The 17,478-nt window shown below is 55.2% G+C and carries 16 protein-coding genes; all 16 read left to right on the top strand.

The window, feature by feature from the left end:
• Positions 1-5: 5 nt before the first annotated feature.
• Entirely contained in the window at positions 6-452 is a 447-nt protein-coding gene (gene wzb / locus OOJ60_RS18345) for a low molecular weight protein-tyrosine-phosphatase Wzb (protein WP_042284338.1), read from the top strand.
• Positions 452-2,614, top strand: a complete 2,163-nt coding sequence (gene wzc, locus OOJ60_RS18340; RefSeq protein ID WP_060569278.1) for a tyrosine-protein kinase Wzc — start codon at positions 452-454, stop codon at positions 2,612-2,614. Before wzb ends, wzc begins: the two co-directional genes overlap by 1 nt.
• 61 nt (positions 2,615-2,675) lie before the next feature.
• Positions 2,676-3,518 carry a colanic acid biosynthesis glycosyltransferase WcaA gene (wcaA, locus tag OOJ60_RS18335; protein WP_042284758.1) on the top strand — a complete coding sequence of 281 codons (843 nt, stop codon included), beginning with the start codon at positions 2,676-2,678 and terminating at the stop codon, positions 3,516-3,518.
• Positions 3,519-3,520: 2 nt separating this feature from the next.
• A complete protein-coding gene (wcaB, locus tag OOJ60_RS18330) occupies positions 3,521-4,009 on the top strand; it encodes a colanic acid biosynthesis acetyltransferase WcaB (protein WP_199956717.1) in 489 nt (162 codons plus the stop codon).
• On the top strand, positions 4,006-5,223 hold the full coding sequence (gene wcaC, locus OOJ60_RS18325) for a colanic acid biosynthesis glycosyltransferase WcaC (protein WP_205613011.1): 1,218 nt from the start codon (positions 4,006-4,008) through the stop codon (positions 5,221-5,223). The genes wcaB and wcaC overlap by 4 nt, the downstream gene beginning before the upstream one ends.
• A complete protein-coding gene (gene wcaD, locus OOJ60_RS18320; RefSeq protein WP_205613010.1) occupies positions 5,198-6,418 on the top strand; it encodes a colanic acid polymerase WcaD in 1,221 nt (406 codons plus the stop codon). Before wcaC ends, wcaD begins: the two co-directional genes overlap by 26 nt.
• 13 nt (positions 6,419-6,431) lie before the next feature.
• A complete protein-coding gene (gene wcaE, locus OOJ60_RS18315; RefSeq protein WP_200034287.1) occupies positions 6,432-7,178 on the top strand; it encodes a colanic acid biosynthesis glycosyltransferase WcaE in 747 nt (248 codons plus the stop codon).
• Positions 7,179-7,193: 15 nt separating this feature from the next.
• Positions 7,194-7,787, top strand: a complete 594-nt coding sequence (wcaF, locus tag OOJ60_RS18310) for a colanic acid biosynthesis acetyltransferase WcaF (protein WP_060569275.1) — start codon at positions 7,194-7,196, stop codon at positions 7,785-7,787.
• A 30-nt stretch (positions 7,788-7,817) separates the two neighbouring features.
• On the top strand, positions 7,818-8,939 hold the full coding sequence (gmd, locus tag OOJ60_RS18305; RefSeq protein ID WP_042284320.1) for a GDP-mannose 4,6-dehydratase: 1,122 nt from the start codon (positions 7,818-7,820) through the stop codon (positions 8,937-8,939).
• Positions 8,940-8,941: 2 nt separating this feature from the next.
• Positions 8,942-9,907 (top strand): GDP-L-fucose synthase, encoded by a 966-nt coding sequence (gene fcl / locus OOJ60_RS18300; protein ID WP_200034285.1) that lies wholly within the window; start codon positions 8,942-8,944, stop codon positions 9,905-9,907.
• 2 nt (positions 9,908-9,909) lie between these two features.
• A complete protein-coding gene (locus tag OOJ60_RS18295) occupies positions 9,910-10,389 on the top strand; it encodes a GDP-mannose mannosyl hydrolase (RefSeq protein WP_042284315.1) in 480 nt (159 codons plus the stop codon).
• On the top strand, positions 10,386-11,609 hold the full coding sequence (gene wcaI, locus OOJ60_RS18290) for a colanic acid biosynthesis fucosyltransferase WcaI (RefSeq protein ID WP_205613009.1): 1,224 nt from the start codon (positions 10,386-10,388) through the stop codon (positions 11,607-11,609). Before OOJ60_RS18295 ends, wcaI begins: the two co-directional genes overlap by 4 nt.
• A gap of 3 nt (positions 11,610-11,612) precedes the next feature.
• Positions 11,613-13,049: a mannose-1-phosphate guanyltransferase gene (gene cpsB, locus OOJ60_RS18285; RefSeq protein ID WP_060569271.1), complete on the top strand. Its 1,437-nt coding sequence runs from the start codon at positions 11,613-11,615 to the stop codon at positions 13,047-13,049.
• 121 nt (positions 13,050-13,170) lie between these two features.
• The gene (gene cpsG / locus OOJ60_RS18280) at positions 13,171-14,541 is read left to right on the top strand and encodes a colanic acid biosynthesis phosphomannomutase CpsG (protein ID WP_205613008.1); all 1,371 of its coding nucleotides are present in this window, start codon (positions 13,171-13,173) and stop codon (positions 14,539-14,541) included.
• Between the two features lie 54 nt (positions 14,542-14,595).
• Positions 14,596-15,990, top strand: a complete 1,395-nt coding sequence (gene wcaJ, locus OOJ60_RS18275; protein ID WP_205613007.1) for an undecaprenyl-phosphate glucose phosphotransferase — start codon at positions 14,596-14,598, stop codon at positions 15,988-15,990.
• 1 nt (position 15,991) lies between these two features.
• On the top strand, positions 15,992-17,470 hold the full coding sequence (wzxC, locus tag OOJ60_RS18270) for a colanic acid undecaprenyl disphosphate flippase WzxC (RefSeq protein ID WP_205613006.1): 1,479 nt from the start codon (positions 15,992-15,994) through the stop codon (positions 17,468-17,470).
• The last annotated feature ends 8 nt before the right edge of the window (positions 17,471-17,478 follow it).

The raw sequence follows: 17,478 nt of genomic DNA, 5'->3' as shown, positions 1-17,478 counted from the left end.
TCGTCATGTTTAACAAAATATTAGTTGTTTGCGTGGGGAACATTTGCCGTTCCCCAACGGCAGAACGCTTATTGAAGCGCTACCACCCGGCGCTGACCGTCGAGTCGGCGGGGCTTGGCGCGCTGGTGGGAAAGGGCGCAGACGCGTCTGCCCTTAGCGTGGCGGCCGATCACGGCCTGTCGCTGGAAGGACACTGCGCGCGGCAAATCACCGGACGGCTGTGTCGGGACTATGACCTGATCCTGGCAATGGAGAAAAGACACATTGCGTCTCTGCATGAGCTGGCGCCGGAAATGCGCGGCAAAGTCATGCTGTTTGGTCACTGGGACGATGAGCGCGACATTCCCGACCCGTATCGTAAAAGCCGCGAGGCGTTTGAAGCGGTGTACGCATTACTTGAACGGTCTGCCCGCCAGTGGGCGCAGGCATTGAACGCAGAGCAGGTAAAATAATGACAGAAAAAGTAAGACAGTCTGCCGCTCCGGTAACGGGCAACGATGAAATCGATATCGGCCGCCTGGTGGGCACCGTCATTGAAGCACGCTGGTGGGTGCTGGGGATTACGGCATTATTCGCACTTTGCGCAGTGATTTACACGCTCTTCGCCACGCCAATCTACAGTGCGGATGCGCTGGTGCAGATTGAACAGAACGCTGGCAGCTCGCTGGTGCAGGATATTAACTCGGCGTTGTCCGATAAACCCCCCGCTTCTGAGGCCGAAATTCAGCTGATTCGCTCGCGTCTGGTGTTAGGCAAAACGGTGGATGACCTGGACCTGGATATCTCCGTCAGCAAAAACACCTTCCCGCTGTTTGGCGCAGGCTGGGAACGGCTGATGGGACGCCAGAATGAGACGGTGAAAGTTACCACCTTTACCTTGCCGAAGGGAATGAACGACCAGGTTTTCACGCTGAACGTGTTGGACGATAAGTCCTACGCGCTGACCAGCGACGGCGGGTTTAGCGCCCGTGGGCAGATCGGTCAAACCCTGAACAAAGACGGCGTGACGATGGTGGTGAGCGAGATCCATGCCCGCCCCGACACCGAATTTACCGTCAATAAATTCTCCACGCTCGGGATGATCAACACCCTGCAAAACAACCTGACGGTAACCGAAACCGGCAAGGACACCGGCGTGTTAAGCCTGACGTTTACCGGTGAGGATCGCGAACAAATTCGCGAAATTCTCGACAGCATTACCCGCAACTACCTTGAACAGAACGTGGCGCGTAAATCGGAAGAGGCAGCGAAAAGCCTGGCATTCCTGGCAAAACAACTGCCGGAAGTGCGCAGCCGTCTGGACGTCGCGGAGAACAAACTCAACGCCTTCCGCCAGGATAAAGACTCCGTTGACCTGCCGCTGGAAGCAAAAGCGGTGCTGGACTCAATGGTCAATATCGACGCCCAGTTGAATGAGCTGACATTTAAAGAAGCGGAAATCTCTAAGCTGTACACCAAAGCGCACCCGGCTTACCGCACGCTGCTGGAAAAACGCCAGGCGCTGGAGGATGAAAAAGCGAAGCTCAACGGGCGCGTGACGGCAATGCCGAAAACGCAGCAGGAGATTGTGCGTCTGACCCGTGACGTGGAGTCCGGTCAGCAGGTCTACATGCAGCTGCTGAATAAGCAACAGGAGCTGCAGATCAACGAGGCCAGCACCGTCGGCGACGTGCGAATTGTTGACCCGGCGATTGCCCAACCGGGTGTACTGAAGCCGAAGAAGGGGCTGATCATACTGGGCAGCATTATTCTTGGCCTGATGTTGTCAATCGTCGGCGTCCTGCTGCGTTCGTTGTTCAATCGCGGTATCGAAAGCCCGCAGGTGCTTGAAGAGAACGGGATCAGCGTTTACGCCAGCATTCCGCTGTCGGAATGGCAGAAAGCGCGCGATAACGTGAAAACCATCAAAGGCGTGAAGCGTTACAAGCAGAGCCAGTTGCTGGCGGTAGGGAACCCGACCGATCTGGCGATTGAAGCGGTGCGTAGTCTGCGTACCAGCCTGCACTTCGCCATGATGCAGGCGCAGAACAACGTGCTGATGCTGACCGGGGTCAGCCCATCAATCGGTAAAACTTTTGTCTGCGCCAACCTGGCGGCGGTCATCAGCCAGACCAACAAGCGCGTGTTGTTGATCGACTGCGACATGCGCAAGGGGTACACCCATGAGTTGCTCGGCACCAACAACGTGAACGGCCTGTCCGATATTCTGGTCGGCAAGGGAGATATTTCCGCCTGCGCCAGACCAACCTCTATCCCAAACTTCGATCTCGTCCCGCGTGGCCAGGTGCCGCCAAATCCGTCGGAACTGCTGATGAGTGAACGTTTTGGCGAGTTGATCAAGTGGGCCAGCAGTCACTATGACCTGGTGCTGATCGATACGCCGCCGATTCTGGCCGTGACTGACGCGGCGATTGTCGGTCGCCACGCGGGAACCACCCTGATGGTGGCGCGTTACGCCGTGAATACTCTGAAAGAGGTGGAGACCAGCCTCAGCCGCTTCGGGCAAAACGGCATTCAGGTGAAAGGGGTGATCCTCAACTCTATCTTCCGTCGCGCCACCGGATACCAGGATTACGGGTATTACGAGTACGAATATAAGTCAGATTCCAAATAAAAAACGAGAATACCGGATGGCAGCGAAACGCCATCCGGCGAAAACGCTTTGGGGAACGAGCATGAATAAAGACAACCCGCTGATTTCAATCTATATGCCCACCTGGAACAGGCAACAACTGGCGATTCGGGCCATCAAATCGGTGCTGCGCCAGGACTATACCCACTGGGAAATGATCATTGTCGATGATTGCTCCAGCGCCTATGAACAGCTGCAGCAGTTCGTCGAAGGGTTAAACGATCCACGGGTGCGTTATACCCATAACGACGTCAATTCCGGCGCCTGCGCGGTGCGTAACCAGGCGATCCGACAGGCGAACGGGCAGTACATCACCGGTATTGACGATGACGATGAATGGACGCCAAATCGCCTGAGCGTGTTTCTCGCCCATAAGCATCAGTTGGTCACTCATGCGTTCCTTTACGCGAACGATTATGTCTGTGAGGGCGAAGTCTATTCGCAACCGGCCAGTCTGCCGCTCTACCCGAAGTCCCCGTACTCTCGCCGCCTGTTCTACAAGCGCAACATCATCGGCAACCAGGTGTTTACCTGGGCGTGGCGTTTTAAAGAGTGCCTGTTCGACACTGAACTGAAGGCGGCGCAGGATTACGATATTTTCCTGCGCATGGTGGTGGAGTACGGCGAACCGTGGAAGGTGGAAGACGCGACGCAGATCCTGCATATCAACCACGGCGAAATGCAGATCACCTCGTCGCCGAAAAAATTCTCCGGCTATTTCCATTTTTATCGCAAGCACAAAGATAAATTCGACCGCGCGAGCAAGAAATATCAGCTGTTCACCCTTTACCAGATCCGCAATAAACGGATGACCTGGCGCACGTTGCTCACGCTGCTGTCCGTTCGTAACGGCAAACGGCTGGCTGACGGACTGCGAGGGCGTTAAGCATGCTGGAAGATATTCGCGCCAACAGCTGGAGTCTGCGCCCGTGCTGCATGGTGCTGGCTTATCGCGTCGCCCACTTTTGTTCCGTCTGGCGCAAAAAAAATGTCCTTAACAACCTGTGGGCCGCGCCGGTGCTGGTGCTGTATCGCCTGATCACCGAATGCCTGTTTGGCTACGAGATACAGGCCGCAGCGACCATTGGCCGACGTTTCACTATTCATCACGGTTATGCCGTGGTGATAAATAAAAACGTGGTCGCCGGGGACGATTTTACGATTCGTCATGGTGTCACCATCGGCAACCGCGGCGCCGACAGCCTCGCCTGCCCGGTGATTGGCAACGGGGTGGAGCTGGGCGCGAACGTCATTGTGCTGGGTGATATCACTATTGGTAATAACGTGACCATTGGCGCCGGGAGCGTGGTGCTTGACGCCGTGCCGGACAATGCGCTGGTGGTAGGCGAGAAGGCACGAGTGAAGGGAATAAAATGAACATTCTGCAATTTAATGTGCGGCTGGCGGAAGGCGGTGCGGCTGGGGTGGCATTAGATCTGCATCAGCGCGCGCTGCAAAAAGGACTGGCTTCACGTTTCGTGTACGGCTACGGCAAAGGCGGAAAGAAAAGCGTCAGCCACAATCATTATCCGCATGTGAGTAAGCAGACGCCACGGTTGACGTCGGTGGCGAATATCGCTCTGTTTCGTCTGTTTAACCGCGACCTGTTTGGCAATCTCAATAATGTATACCGCAGCGTCACCCGCACGCCGGGGCCGCTGGTGCTGCATTTTCACGTCCTGCACAGCTACTGGCTGAATCTGGCCGAGGTGGTGGCGTTTTGCGAAAAGGTGAAAAACCACAAGCCGGACGTCACGCTGGTCTGGACGCTGCACGACCACTGGAGCGTAACTGGCCGCTGCGCCTTTACCGACGGTTGCGAAGGCTGGAAGTCGGACTGCCGGAAATGCCCGACGCTGAACAATTACCCACCGGTGAAGGTCGACCGCGCCCATGCGCTGGTGCACGGTAAGCGCCAGCTTTTCCGTGACATGCTGGCGCTCGGCTGTCAGTTTATCTCACCAAGCCAGCACGTCGCCGATGCCTTTAACAGCCTGTACGGGGCAGGGCGTTGCCGCATCATCAATAACGGTATCGACGTGGCGACCGAAGCGATTCTCGCGGAGCTGACCCCGGTCAGCGCGACGGAAGGAAAACCGAAAATCGCGGTGGTGGCCCACGATCTGCGCTATGACGGTAAAACCAACCAGCGGCTGGTGCGCGAAATGATGGCGCTGGGCGAGGCGATCGAATTACATACCTTCGGTAAGTTTTCGCCGTTTGACGGAACGAACGTGGTCAATCACGGATTTGAAACCGACAAGCGTAAGCTGATGAGCGCACTGAACCAGATGGACGCGCTGGTGTTCAGTTCACGGGTGGATAACTATCCGTTGATTCTCTGCGAAGCATTGTCGATTGGCGTGCCGGTTATCGCCACCCATAGCGAGGCGGCGCAGGAGGTCCTGCAAAAATCCGGCGGTAAAACCTTCGACGACAGCGTCGTACTTCGCCTGGTGCAATTAGGCAAAGCCGATATCGCGCAGGCCGTCTTTGGCACTTCGCTCGACGCCTTTCGCGAGCGCAGCCGGGCGGCTTACAGTGGACAACAGATGCTGGAGGAATATGTCTCGTTCTATCAGAATCTGTAGCTATCTGCTGCTGCCGCTGATCTACCTGCTGGTCAACGTCAAAATTGCCCAGTTGGGCGAAAGTTTTCCCATCACCATCGTCACCTTTTTGCCGGTTTTGCTGCTGCTTTATGTGGAACGCATCAACCTGAAAAAACTGATGATTGCATTGGGGATCGGCGCCGGGCTGACGGCGTTTAACTACCTTTTCGGCCAGTCGCTGGACGCCAGCAAGTACGTCACTTCCACCATGCTGTTTGTTTACATTGTGATCATTATCGGCATGGTCTGGAGTATTCGCTTTAAAACTATTTCGCCGCACAACCACCGCAAGATCCTGCGCTTTTTTTATCTGGTGGTAGGGCTGGTGGTACTGCTCGCCGCTGCCGAGATGGCGCAAATTATCCTCACCGGCGGCAGCAGCTTAATGGAAGTGATTTCGAAATATCTTATTTACAGTAACAGTTATGTACTGAACTTTATTAAATTTGGCGGCAAGCGAACCACCGCACTCTATTTCGAACCGGCCTTTTTTGCTCTGGCGTTAATCTCAATTTGGCTCAGCATCAAACAGTTTGGTATCAAAACACCTAAAACCGATGCTATGATTCTGGCAGGGATAGTATTATCAGGATCGTTTTCAGGGGTAATGACATTTATCTTGTTTTACCTGCTGGAATGGGCATTTCAGTATCTGAATAAGGATGCGATTAAGAAAAAACTGCCGCTGGCGATAATTTCATTAACCGTATTTCTGGTGGGGGTGATGTTCGCATTTCCTTATATCTCCACGCGCCTCGGTGATTTAGGCACAGAAGGGTCATCGTCTTATTATCGTATCGTCGGCCCGCTGGTTATGGTCGGCTATTCTTTGACCCATATTGACGGCGTTGTCAGATTTGGCTCACTTTACGAATATGTCGCATCATTCGGAATCTTTAACGGTGCGGATGTCGGAAAAACAATAGACAATGGTTTGTATCTGCTGATTATTTATTTTTCCTGGTTCGCGGTGCTCATGACTCTGTGGTACATGGGGAAAGTGGTAAAAATGACGCTTAATGCGTTTGGTGATAATCAGAATTTTCGGGTGCAGCTTTATCTTTTTACCCCGGTGTCACTGTTTTTTACCGGTTCAATATTTAGCCCGGAATATGCGTTTTTAATTGTCTGTCCGTTTATTTTGCGCAAAGCGCTCAATATTACAAAAGTATGATGAGGTTATTCCTATGCTGCTCAGCATTATCACCGTCGCGTTTCGCAATCTGGACGGCATTGTCAAAACCCATGCGTCACTTGCGCACCTGGCCCAGGCAAATGATATCAGCTTCGAGTGGATTGTGGTGGATGGCGGCTCGAACGACGGGACCCGCGAGTTTCTCGAAAACCTCAATGGCGAGTACGACTTACGCTTTGTGAGCGAACCGGATAATGGCATCTATGATGCGATGAATAAGGGCATAGAGATGGCGCAGGGAACGTTTGCGCTGTTCCTCAATTCCGGTGATATTTTTCATCCGGATGCTGCCCGGTTCGTGCGTCAGCTGAAGACACAAAAAGATGACGCCATGATGACCGGTGATGCGCTGCTGGATTTTGGCAATGGTCATAAAATTAAACGCAGCGCGAAACCCGGCTGGTATATCTATCACAGTCTGCCAGCCAGCCATCAGGCGATCTTTTTCCCGGTCAGAGGGTTAAAAATCTGGCATTACGATTTGCAATATAAAGTGTCATCCGACTATGCGCTGGCCGCCAGAATGTATAAAGCGGGTTATCGTTTTAAAAAATTAAATGGCCTGGTGTCTGAATTTTCTATGGGCGGCGTGTCGACAACGAATAATCTTGAACTCTGCGAAGATGCGAAAAAGGTCCAGCGTAACATATTACATGTCCCCGGTTTCTGGGCGGAGTTGTCATGGCATTTACGCCAGCGCACGACGGGTAAAACGAAAGCCTTATATAACAAATCATAAATATAAGGAAATAATATGCAGGATTTACGCGGCTTTTCCGTGCCGAAAGGTTTTCGTGGCGCGAATGGCATAAAAGTTCAATTGTGGTGGGCGGTACAGGCGACATTATTTGCCTGGTCTCCGCAGGTCCTTTATCGCTGGCGCGCATTTTTGCTCCGATTATTTGGCGCAAAAATAGGAAAAAACGTAGTCATCCGACCTTCGGTAAAAATTACCTATCCGTGGAAATTAACGTTAGGGGATTACGCCTGGGTCGGCGATGAGGTCAATTTATACACCCTCGGCGAGATTATTATCGGCGCAAACTCGGTGGTCTCGCAAAAAAGTTATTTATGTACCGGCAGTCACGATCACGCCAGCGCGCATTTTGATATTACCGCCACGCCGATTGTGATTGGCGAGAAGTGCTGGCTGGCAACCGATGTCTTCGTTGCGCCCGGTGTGACGATTGGCGATGGCACGGTCGTTGGCGCCCGCAGCAGCGTTTTTAAATCGCTACCGGCAAATACGATTTGCCGTGGCAATCCCGCAGTGGTGATACGCGAACGCGTTGAAACGAAGAGCCCGGTTCAGAATGGCAAGACAGATAGCCTTATGAGCAGGGTTTGAAAACTTTGATAAGTACAGAGGAAAATAAACATGTCTAAAGTCGCTCTCATCACCGGCGTTACCGGACAAGATGGTTCTTACCTGGCAGAGCTGCTACTGGAAAAAGGGTATGAAGTGCACGGTATTAAGCGTCGTGCCTCTTCTTTTAACACGGAACGTGTTGATCATATTTATCAGGATCCGCACGCCAGCAACCCCAAATTCCATCTGCATTACGGTGACCTGACGGACTCTTCCAACCTGACCCGTATCCTGCAGGAAGTGCAGCCGGATGAAGTGTATAACCTGGGCGCGATGAGTCACGTTGCGGTCTCCTTCGAGTCGCCGGAATACACCGCCGATGTTGACGCCATGGGGACCCTGCGTCTGCTGGAAGCGATTCGTTTCCTGGGCCTCGAAAAGAAAACCCGTTTCTATCAGGCGTCCACCTCTGAGCTGTACGGTCTGGTGCAGGAAATTCCGCAGAAAGAGACCACGCCGTTCTATCCGCGTTCACCGTATGCCGTGGCGAAACTGTATGCCTACTGGATCACCGTTAACTACCGCGAGTCTTATGGCATTTACGCCTGTAACGGCATTCTGTTCAACCACGAATCCCCACGCCGCGGCGAAACCTTTGTCACCCGCAAAATTACCCGCGCGATCGCTAACATCGCGCAGGGCCTGGAGTCATGCCTGTACCTCGGCAACATGGATTCCCTGCGTGACTGGGGCCATGCGAAAGATTACGTCAAGATGCAGTGGATGATGCTGCAGCAGGAACAGCCGGAAGACTTCGTTATCGCCACCGGCGTGCAGTACTCAGTGCGTCAGTTCGTTGAGATGGCCGCGGCACAGCTGGGCATCAAACTGCGCTTTGAAGGCGAAGGCGTAAATGAGAAAGGCATTGTCGTCTCCGTCACGGGCCACGACGCGCCAGGCGTGAAGGCAGGCGATGTGATTGTTGCCGTCGACCCGCGTTATTTCCGTCCTGCGGAAGTGGAAACCCTGCTGGGCGATCCGAGCAAAGCGCACGAGAAGCTGGGCTGGAAACCGGAAATTACCCTGCAGGAAATGGTTTCCGAAATGGTCGCGAAAGATCTGGAAGCGGCGAAGAAACACTCCCTGCTGAAGTCTCACGGTTACGAGGTTGCCATCGCGCTGGAGTCCTGAGAATGAGCAAACAACGAATTTTCATTGCCGGCCATCGCGGGATGGTCGGTTCCGCGATAAAACGCCAGCTTGAACAGCGCGGCGACGTGGAACTGATCGTGCGCACTCGTGAGGAACTGAACCTGCTGGACAGTCGTGCCGTTCATGACTTCTTCGCCAGTGAACGCATCGATCAGGTGTATCTGGCGGCGGCGAAAGTGGGCGGCATTGTCGCGAATAACACCTACCCGGCGGATTTCATCTTTGAGAACATGATGATGGAAAGCAACATCATCCATGCCGCGCACCTGAATAACGTCAATAAGCTGTTGTTCCTCGGGTCATCGTGCATCTACCCGAAGCTGGCGAAACAGCCGATGGCTGAGAGCGAGCTGTTGCAGGGAACGCTTGAGCCAACCAATGAGCCTTACGCCATTGCCAAAATTGCCGGGATCAAGCTGTGCGAGTCCTACAACCGTCAGTATGACCGCGACTATCGCTCGGTGATGCCGACCAACCTGTACGGGCCGCACGACAACTTCCACCCGAGCAATTCCCATGTGATCCCGGCGCTGCTGCGTCGTTTTCATGAGGCGACCGTGGAAAACGCGCCGGATGTGGTGGTGTGGGGCAGCGGTACGCCGATGCGTGAATTCCTCCACGTTGACGACATGGCCGCCGCCAGCATTCACGTGATGGAGCTGGATCGCGAAGTCTGGCAGGAAAACACCCAGCCGATGCTGTCGCACATTAATGTCGGTACCGGCGTTGACTGCACCATCCGCGAGCTGGCGCAGACGATCGCGCATGTGGTGGGCTACAAGGGCCGCGTGGTGTTCGACGCCACCAAACCGGACGGCACGCCGCGCAAACTGCTCGACGTCACCCGCCTGCATCAACTGGGCTGGTATCACGAGATCTCGCTGGACGCTGGCCTCGCCAGCACCTACCAGTGGTTCCTTGAGAATCAGCACCGGTTCCGGGGGTAAGCATGTTTTTACGTCAGGAAGATTTTGCCACGATCGTTCGTTCCACGCCGCTGATCTCCATTGATTTGATTGTGGAAAACGAACGCGGCGAGTTCCTGCTGGGAAAACGAACGAATCGTCCTGCACAGGGCTTTTGGTTCGTGCCCGGCGGGCGTGTGCAGAAGGATGAAACGCTCAGCGATGCCTTTGCGCGCCTTACTCTGGCGGAACTGGGCCTGCGACTGCCGATGGCAGCGGGCCAGTTTTACGGGGTCTGGCAGCACTTCTATGACGATAACTTTTCGGGCAGCGACTTCACCACGCACTACATCGTGCTGGGGTTCCGTCTGAAGGTGAGAGAGGCAGACCTGCCTCTGCCTGATTCTCAGCATGACGACTACCGCTGGCTGTCGCCAGAGGCGCTGCTTGCCAGCGACAACGTGCACGACAACAGTCGTGCCTATTTCCTGGCCGATCGTCAGTCCGGAGTGCCGGGCTTATGAAAATTTTGGTGTATGGAATCAACTACTCGCCGGAGCTGACCGGCATCGGCAAATACACTGGCGAGATGGTCGAGTGGATGGCGCGTCAGGGGCATGAGGTGCGGGTCATTACCGCGCCGCCGTACTACCCGCAGTGGAAGGTGGGCGAGCGCTATTCCGCCTGGCGCTACCGCCGGGAAGAGGGCGATGCCACCGTCTGGCGTTGCCCGCTATATGTGCCGAAGCAACCCTCGACGCTGAAACGATTATTGCATCTCGGCAGTTTCGCGCTGAGCAGCTTTTTCCCGCTGATGGCCCAGCGCCGCTGGAAGCCGGATCGCATTATCGGCGTGGTGCCGACGCTGTTTTGCACACCGGGCATGCGCCTGCTGGCGAAGCTGTCTGGCGCGCGCACCTTACTGCATATTCAGGATTATGAAGTGGACGCGATGCTTGGACTCGGTCTGGCCGGAAAGGGCAAGAGCGGCAAAGTGGCGAAGCTGGCCTCCGCCTTTGAGCGCAGCGGCCTGCATAACGTCGACAACGTTTCCACCATTTCGCGTTCAATGATGAATAAAGCGCAGGAAAAAGGCGTCCCGGCGGAAAAAGTGATTTTCTTTCCGAACTGGTCGGAAGTGGCGCGCTTTCAGAACGTCAATGACGCGGATGTGCTTGCGCTGCGCAATCAGCTTGGTCTGCCGGATGACAAAAGAATCGTGCTTTATTCCGGCAATATCGGCGAAAAGCAGGGGCTGGAAAACGTCATCGAAGCCGCGGCTCAGTTGCGCGATAAGCCGCTGGTGTTCGCCATTGTCGGGCAGGGCGGCGGCAAAGCGCGACTGGAAAAAATGGCCCGTGAGCGCGGCCTCGATAACATCAGGTTTTATCCGTTGCAGCCTTACGAAGCGTTGCCTGCGCTGCTGAAAATGGGCGATTGCCATCTGGTGGTGCAAAAGCGCGGCGCGGCGGATGCGGTTTTACCGTCCAAGTTAACCAACATTCTGGCGGTCGGCGGCAACGCGGTCATCACCGCCGAACCGGAAACGGAACTGGGCCAGTTGTGCAGCAACGCGCCGGGTATCGCCGTTTGCGTTGAGCCGGAATCGGTCCCGGCGCTGGTCGCGGGGATTACCACCGCACTCGCCATGCCAAAACACAACACGGTGGCACGTGAATATGCCGAACGCACGCTCGATAAAGAGAACGTGTTACGTCAATTTATTACAGATATTCGGGGATGAATCATGGGGCAAAATAAACTCTATCCGGTTGTGATGGCTGGTGGCTCCGGTAGCCGTTTGTGGCCGCTTTCCCGCGTACTTTATCCAAAGCAGTTTTTATGCCTGAAGGGCGATCTGACCATGCTGCAAACGACCATTTGTCGTCTGAACGGCGTGGAGTGCGAAAGCCCGGTGGTGATCTGCAACGAGCAGCACCGTTTTATTGTCGCCGAACAGCTGCGACAGCTCAATAAACTCACGGAAAACATCATTCTCGAACCGGCGGGTCGTAACACCGCGCCGGCGATCGCGCTGGCTGCGCTGGCGGCAAAACGCCACAGTCCGGACAGCGATCCGCTGATGCTGGTGCTGGCGGCCGATCATGTGATTGCCAACGAAGACGCTTTCCGTGAGGCCGTACGTAACGCCATGCCGTACGCTGAGGCGGGTAAGCTGGTGACTTTTGGCATCGTGCCGGATCTGCCGGAAACCGGCTATGGCTATATTCGTCGCGGCGAGGTGGTGCCGGGCGAGAAAGACGCGGTGGCCTTTGAGGTGGCGCAGTTTGTCGAAAAACCGAATCTGGAAACCGCTCAGGCGTATGTGGCAACCGGCGATTACTACTGGAACAGCGGTATGTTCCTGTTCCGCGCCGGTCGTTATCTGGAAGAACTGCAAAAATACCGTCCCGATATTCTGTCGGCCTGCGAAAAAGCGATGAGCGTCGTTGACCCGGATCTGGACTTCATTCGGGTGGATGAAGAGGCGTTTCTCGCCTGTCCGGAAGAATCGGTGGATTACGCGGTAATGGAACGCACGGCGGATGCGGTAGTGATGCCGATGGACGCGGGCTGGAGCGACGTGGGTTCCTGGTCCTCGCTATGGGAGATTAGCGCGCATACCGCCGAAGGTAACGTACACCACGGCGATGTGATCAGCCACAAAACCGAGAACAGCTACGTCTATGCCGAGTCTGGCCTGGTGACGACCGTTGGCGTGAAAGACCTGGTGGTGGTGCAGACCAAAGACGCGGTGCTGATTGCCGATCGCAACGCGGTGCAGGATGTCAAAAAAGTGGTTGAACAAATCAAAGCCGACGGGCGTCATGAACACCATATTCACCGTGAAGTGTACCGTCCGTGGGGCAAATACGACTCTATCGACGCCGGTGACCGCTACCAGGTGAAACGCATTACCGTTAAACCGGGCGAGGGGCTGTCGGTGCAGATGCACCACCACCGCGCCGAACACTGGGTGGTGGTGGCGGGCACCGCCAAAGTCACCATCAACGGCGAGATCAAACTGCTTGGTGAAAACGAGTCTGTTTATATTCCGCTGGGCGCGACCCACTGTCTGGAAAACCCGGGAAAAATTCCGCTCGACTTAATTGAGGTGCGCTCCGGCGCCTATCTGGAAGAGGACGACATCGTTCGCTTCGAGGATCGCTACGGCCGCGTCTGACCATCATCTTTCGCGGCGCAGGGGCGCAGGCTTCCTGTAACGCGAAATCGAATGGGTATCCGAAATGATAATTCTCCTTCCGGGAGAGGGCTAACTGTTGCCTGAAGAAGGGTAAAAAAACATGACAAAATTAACCTGTTTCAAAGCCTACGATATTCGCGGCAGACTGGGCGAAGAATTAAACGAAGATATTGCGTGGCGGATTGGCCGCGCCTACGGCGAATTTCTCAAACCGAAAACCATTGTACTCGGCGGCGACGTGCGTCTGACCAGTGAGGCGCTGAAGCTGGCGCTGGCGAAGGGGTTGCAGGACGCGGGCGTCGATGTGCTGGATATCGGCCTTTCCGGCACCGAAGAGATCTATTTCGCCACCTTCCACCTCGGCGTTGACGGTGGCATTGAAGTCACCGCCAGCCATAACCCGATGGACTACAACGGCATGAAGCTGGTGCGCGAGGGCGCGCGCCCCATCAGCGGCGACACCGGCCTGCGCGACGTCCAGCGCCTGGCGGAAGCCAACGACTTCCCGCCGGTCAATATGGCTAAGCGCGGCAGCTATAAACAGCTCACCCTGCGCGACGCCTATATCGATCATCTGTTTGGCTACATCAACGTCAACAACCTGACCCCGCTGAAGCTGGTGATCAACTCGGGTAACGGCGCGGCGGGTCCGGTGGTGGACGCTATTGAAGCGCGCTTTAAGGCCCGGGGCGTACCGGTGGAGTTCATCAAGGTGCATAACACCCCGGACGGCAACTTCCCGAACGGTATTCCTAATCCGCTGCTGCCGGAATGCCGCGACGATACCCGCAATGCGGTGATTGAGCACGGCGCGGACATGGGGATTGCTTTTGACGGCGATTTCGACCGCTGCTTCCTGTTCGACGAAAAAGGGCAGTTTATTGAGGGCTACTACATCGTCGGCCTGCTGGCGGAAGCGTTCCTCGAAAAACACCCGGGCGCGAAGATCATCCACGACCCGCGCCTGTCCTGGAACACCGTCGATGTGGTGAAGGCCGCAGGCGGCACGCCGGTGATGTCGAAAACCGGTCATGCGTTCATCAAAGAGCGGATGCGTGCGGAAGATGCTATTTACGGCGGCGAAATGAGCGCCCACCACTACTTCCGTGATTTCGCCTACTGCGACAGCGGGATGATCCCGTGGCTGCTGGTGGCGGAGCTGGTATGCCTGAAAGGGCAGTCGCTGGGCGAGCTGGTCCGCGACCGGATGGCGGCGTTCCCGGCGAGCGGTGAAATCAACAGCCAGCTGGCGGAACCGGCGACGGCGATCGCCCGCGTGGAGGCGCATTTCGCGAAAGAGGCGCTGTCGGTGGATCGCACTGACGGCATCAGCATGTCGTTTGCCGACTGGCGCTTTAACCTGCGTTCGTCAAACACCGAGCCGGTGGTACGCCTGAACGTCGAATCGCGCGGTGATATCCCGCTGATGGAAGCGCGAACGCGCACTCTGCTGACGCTGCTGAATCAGTAAGGTCAGGTCTTCCCTTACCCGGTCGCGGGTAAGGGGCTAATAACAGGAACAACGATGACAAATCTAAAAAAGCGCGAACGAGCGAAAACCAATGCATCGTTAATCTCTATGGTGCAACGCTTTTCAGATATCACCATCATGTTTGGTGGGCTGTGGCTGGTCTGCGAAGTGAGTGGATGGCCCTTCCTGTATATGCACCTGTTGGTGGCGCTGATTACGCTGGTTGTTTTTCAGATGCTGGGCGGCATGACCGATTTTTACCGATCCTGGCGCGGCGTCAAAATTTCCACAGAACTGACGCTCCTGCTGCAAAACTGGACGCTGAGCCTCGTTTTTTGCGCGGGTCTGGTGGCGTTTAACCAGGATTTCGATAATCGCCTGGGCACCTGGCTGGCGTGGTATCTGTTGAGCAGCATCGGCCTTGTGCTCTGCCGTTCGTTTATCCGCTACGGCGCGGGCTGGCTGCGCAACCGCGGCTATAACAAACGCCTGGTGGCGGTAGCGGGCGACCTGCCAGCCGGACAGGCGCTGCTCGACAGTTTTCGCAACGAACCGTGGCTGGGCTTTGAGGTGGTCGGCGTCTATCACGACCCGAAACCGGGCGGTGTATCTTCCGACTGGGCCGGAAATTTTGAACAATTGATTGAGGATGCCAAAGCCTCACGCATCCATAACGTCTATATCGCCATGTCGATGAGCGACGGCGCGCAGGTCAAAAAGCTGGTGCGCGAACTGGCGGATACCACCTGTTCGGTGATCCTTATCCCGGACGTCTTTACCTTCAACATCCTGCATTCGCGCATTGAAGAAGTGAGCGGCGTGCCGGTGGTGCCGCTGTATGACACGCCGCTGTCGGGCATTAACCGACTGCTGAAACGCGCGGAGGATATTGTGCTCGCCTCGCTTATCCTGCTGCTGATTTCACCGGTACTGTGCGGTATCGCGCTGGCGGTGAAGCTGACCTCGCCAGGTCCGGTAATCTTCCGCCAGACCCGCTACGGTATGGACGGCAAGCCGATCAACGTGTGGAAGTTCCGTTCAATGAAGGTGATGGAAAACGACAAGGTGGTTACGCAGGCGACGCAGAACGATCCGCGCGTGACGAAAGTGGGTAATTTCCTGCGCCGCACTTCGCTTGATGAGCTGCCACAGTTTATCAATGTGCTGACCGGCGGGATGTCGATTGTCGGCCCGCGTCCACATGCGGTGGCGCACAACGAACAGTATCGACAACTGATTGAAGGCTACATGCTGCGCCACAAGGTAAAGCCAGGCATTACCGGATGGGCGCAGATCAACGGCTGGCGCGGCGAAACCGACACGCTGGAGAAAATGGAAAAACGCGTCGAATTCGACCTGGAATACATCCGCGAATGGAGCATCTGGTTCGACATCAAAATCGTTTTTCTGACCGTTTTCAAAGGTTTCGTTAACAAAGCGGCGTATTAAGATGAGCTTACGAGAAAAAACCATCAGCGGCGCCAAATGGTCGGCCATCGCCACGGTCATTATCATCAGTCTTGGGCTGATTCAGATGACCGTCCTTGCGCGGATTATCGATAATCATCAGTTCGGCCTGCTGACCGTCTCGCTGGTCATCATCGCATTGGCGGATACCCTGTGCGACTTCGGCATTGCCAACTCGATTATCCAGCGCAAAACGATCAGTCACCTCGAGCTTACCACCCTGTACTGGCTGAACGTGGGGCTGGGAATTGTGGTGTGCGTGGCGGTATATCTGCTGAGCGATGTTATCGCGGGCGTGTTGCATAATCCGGATCTGACGCCGCTGATAAAAACCCTTTCGCTGGTGTTTGTCGTGATCCCGCATGGGCAGCAGTTCCGCGCGCTGATGCAAAAAGAGCTGGAGTTCAACAAGATCGGTATGATCGAAACCAGCGCGGTGCTGGCGGGCTTTACTTTCACGGTAGTCAGCGCCCATTTCTGGCCGTTGGCGTTAACCGCGATTCTGGGGTATCTGGTCAACAGTGTCGTGCGCACCCTGCTGTTCGGTTATTTTGGCCGCAAGATTTATCGCCCGGGCCTGCATTTTTCCCTGAAGTCCGTCTCGTCAAACCTGCGCTTTGGCGCCTGGCTGACGGCGGACAGCATCGTCAACTACGTCAATACTAACCTTTCCACGCTGGTACTGGCGCGCATTCTCGGCGCCAGCGTCGCGGGTGGCTACAATCTGGCTTATAACGTGGCGGTGGTGCCGCCAATGAAGCTTAACCCGATCATCACCCGCGTGCTGTTCCCGGCGTTTGCCAAGATTCAGGACGACACGGAAAAGCTGCGCGTGAACTTTTACAAACTGCTGTCCGTTGTGGGAATCATTAACTTTCCGGCGCTGCTCGGGCTGATGGTGGTTTCGGATAACTTCGTGCCGCTGGTGTTTGGCGAAAAGTGGAACAGTATTATCCAGGTGCTGCAACTGCTGTGCATCGTCGGTCTGCTGCGCTCGGTGGGTAACCCGATTGGTTCCTTACTGATGGCGAAAGCGCGGGTGGATATCAGTTTTAAATTCAATGTGTTTAAAACTTTTCTCTTTATTCCGGCAATCATTATCGGCGGGCAGATGGGGGGGGCGATTGGCGTGACGCTGGGCTTCCTGCTGGTGCAGATCGTGAATACCGTACTGAGCTATTTCATCATGATTAAGCCGGTGCTCGGTTCCAGCTACCGCCAGTACATTCTGAGTCTGTGGCTACCGTTTTATCTCTCGTTGCCCACATTTATCACCGCCTACGGCGCAGGGAAGTTATTTGACAAAGCCTTGCCGCTGTCCGGTGTCTTCACTTTACAGGTCGTGGTCGGAATAGTGAGTTTTATTTTAATGCTTATTTTTTCACGCAACGCGCTGGTCATGGAAATGAAAAGACAGCTGTTCGGCAGTGCAAGAATGAAAAAATTATTACGTGTCGGATGACAGGTAAA

Origin of the sequence: Citrobacter sp. R4, assembly GCF_026719175.1 — a bacterium.
GTDB lineage: Bacteria > Pseudomonadota > Gammaproteobacteria > Enterobacterales > Enterobacteriaceae > Citrobacter_A > Citrobacter_A sedlakii.
The sequence above is the reverse complement of the archived record's forward strand: the minus strand, read 5'-3'. Positions and strand labels throughout refer to the sequence as shown.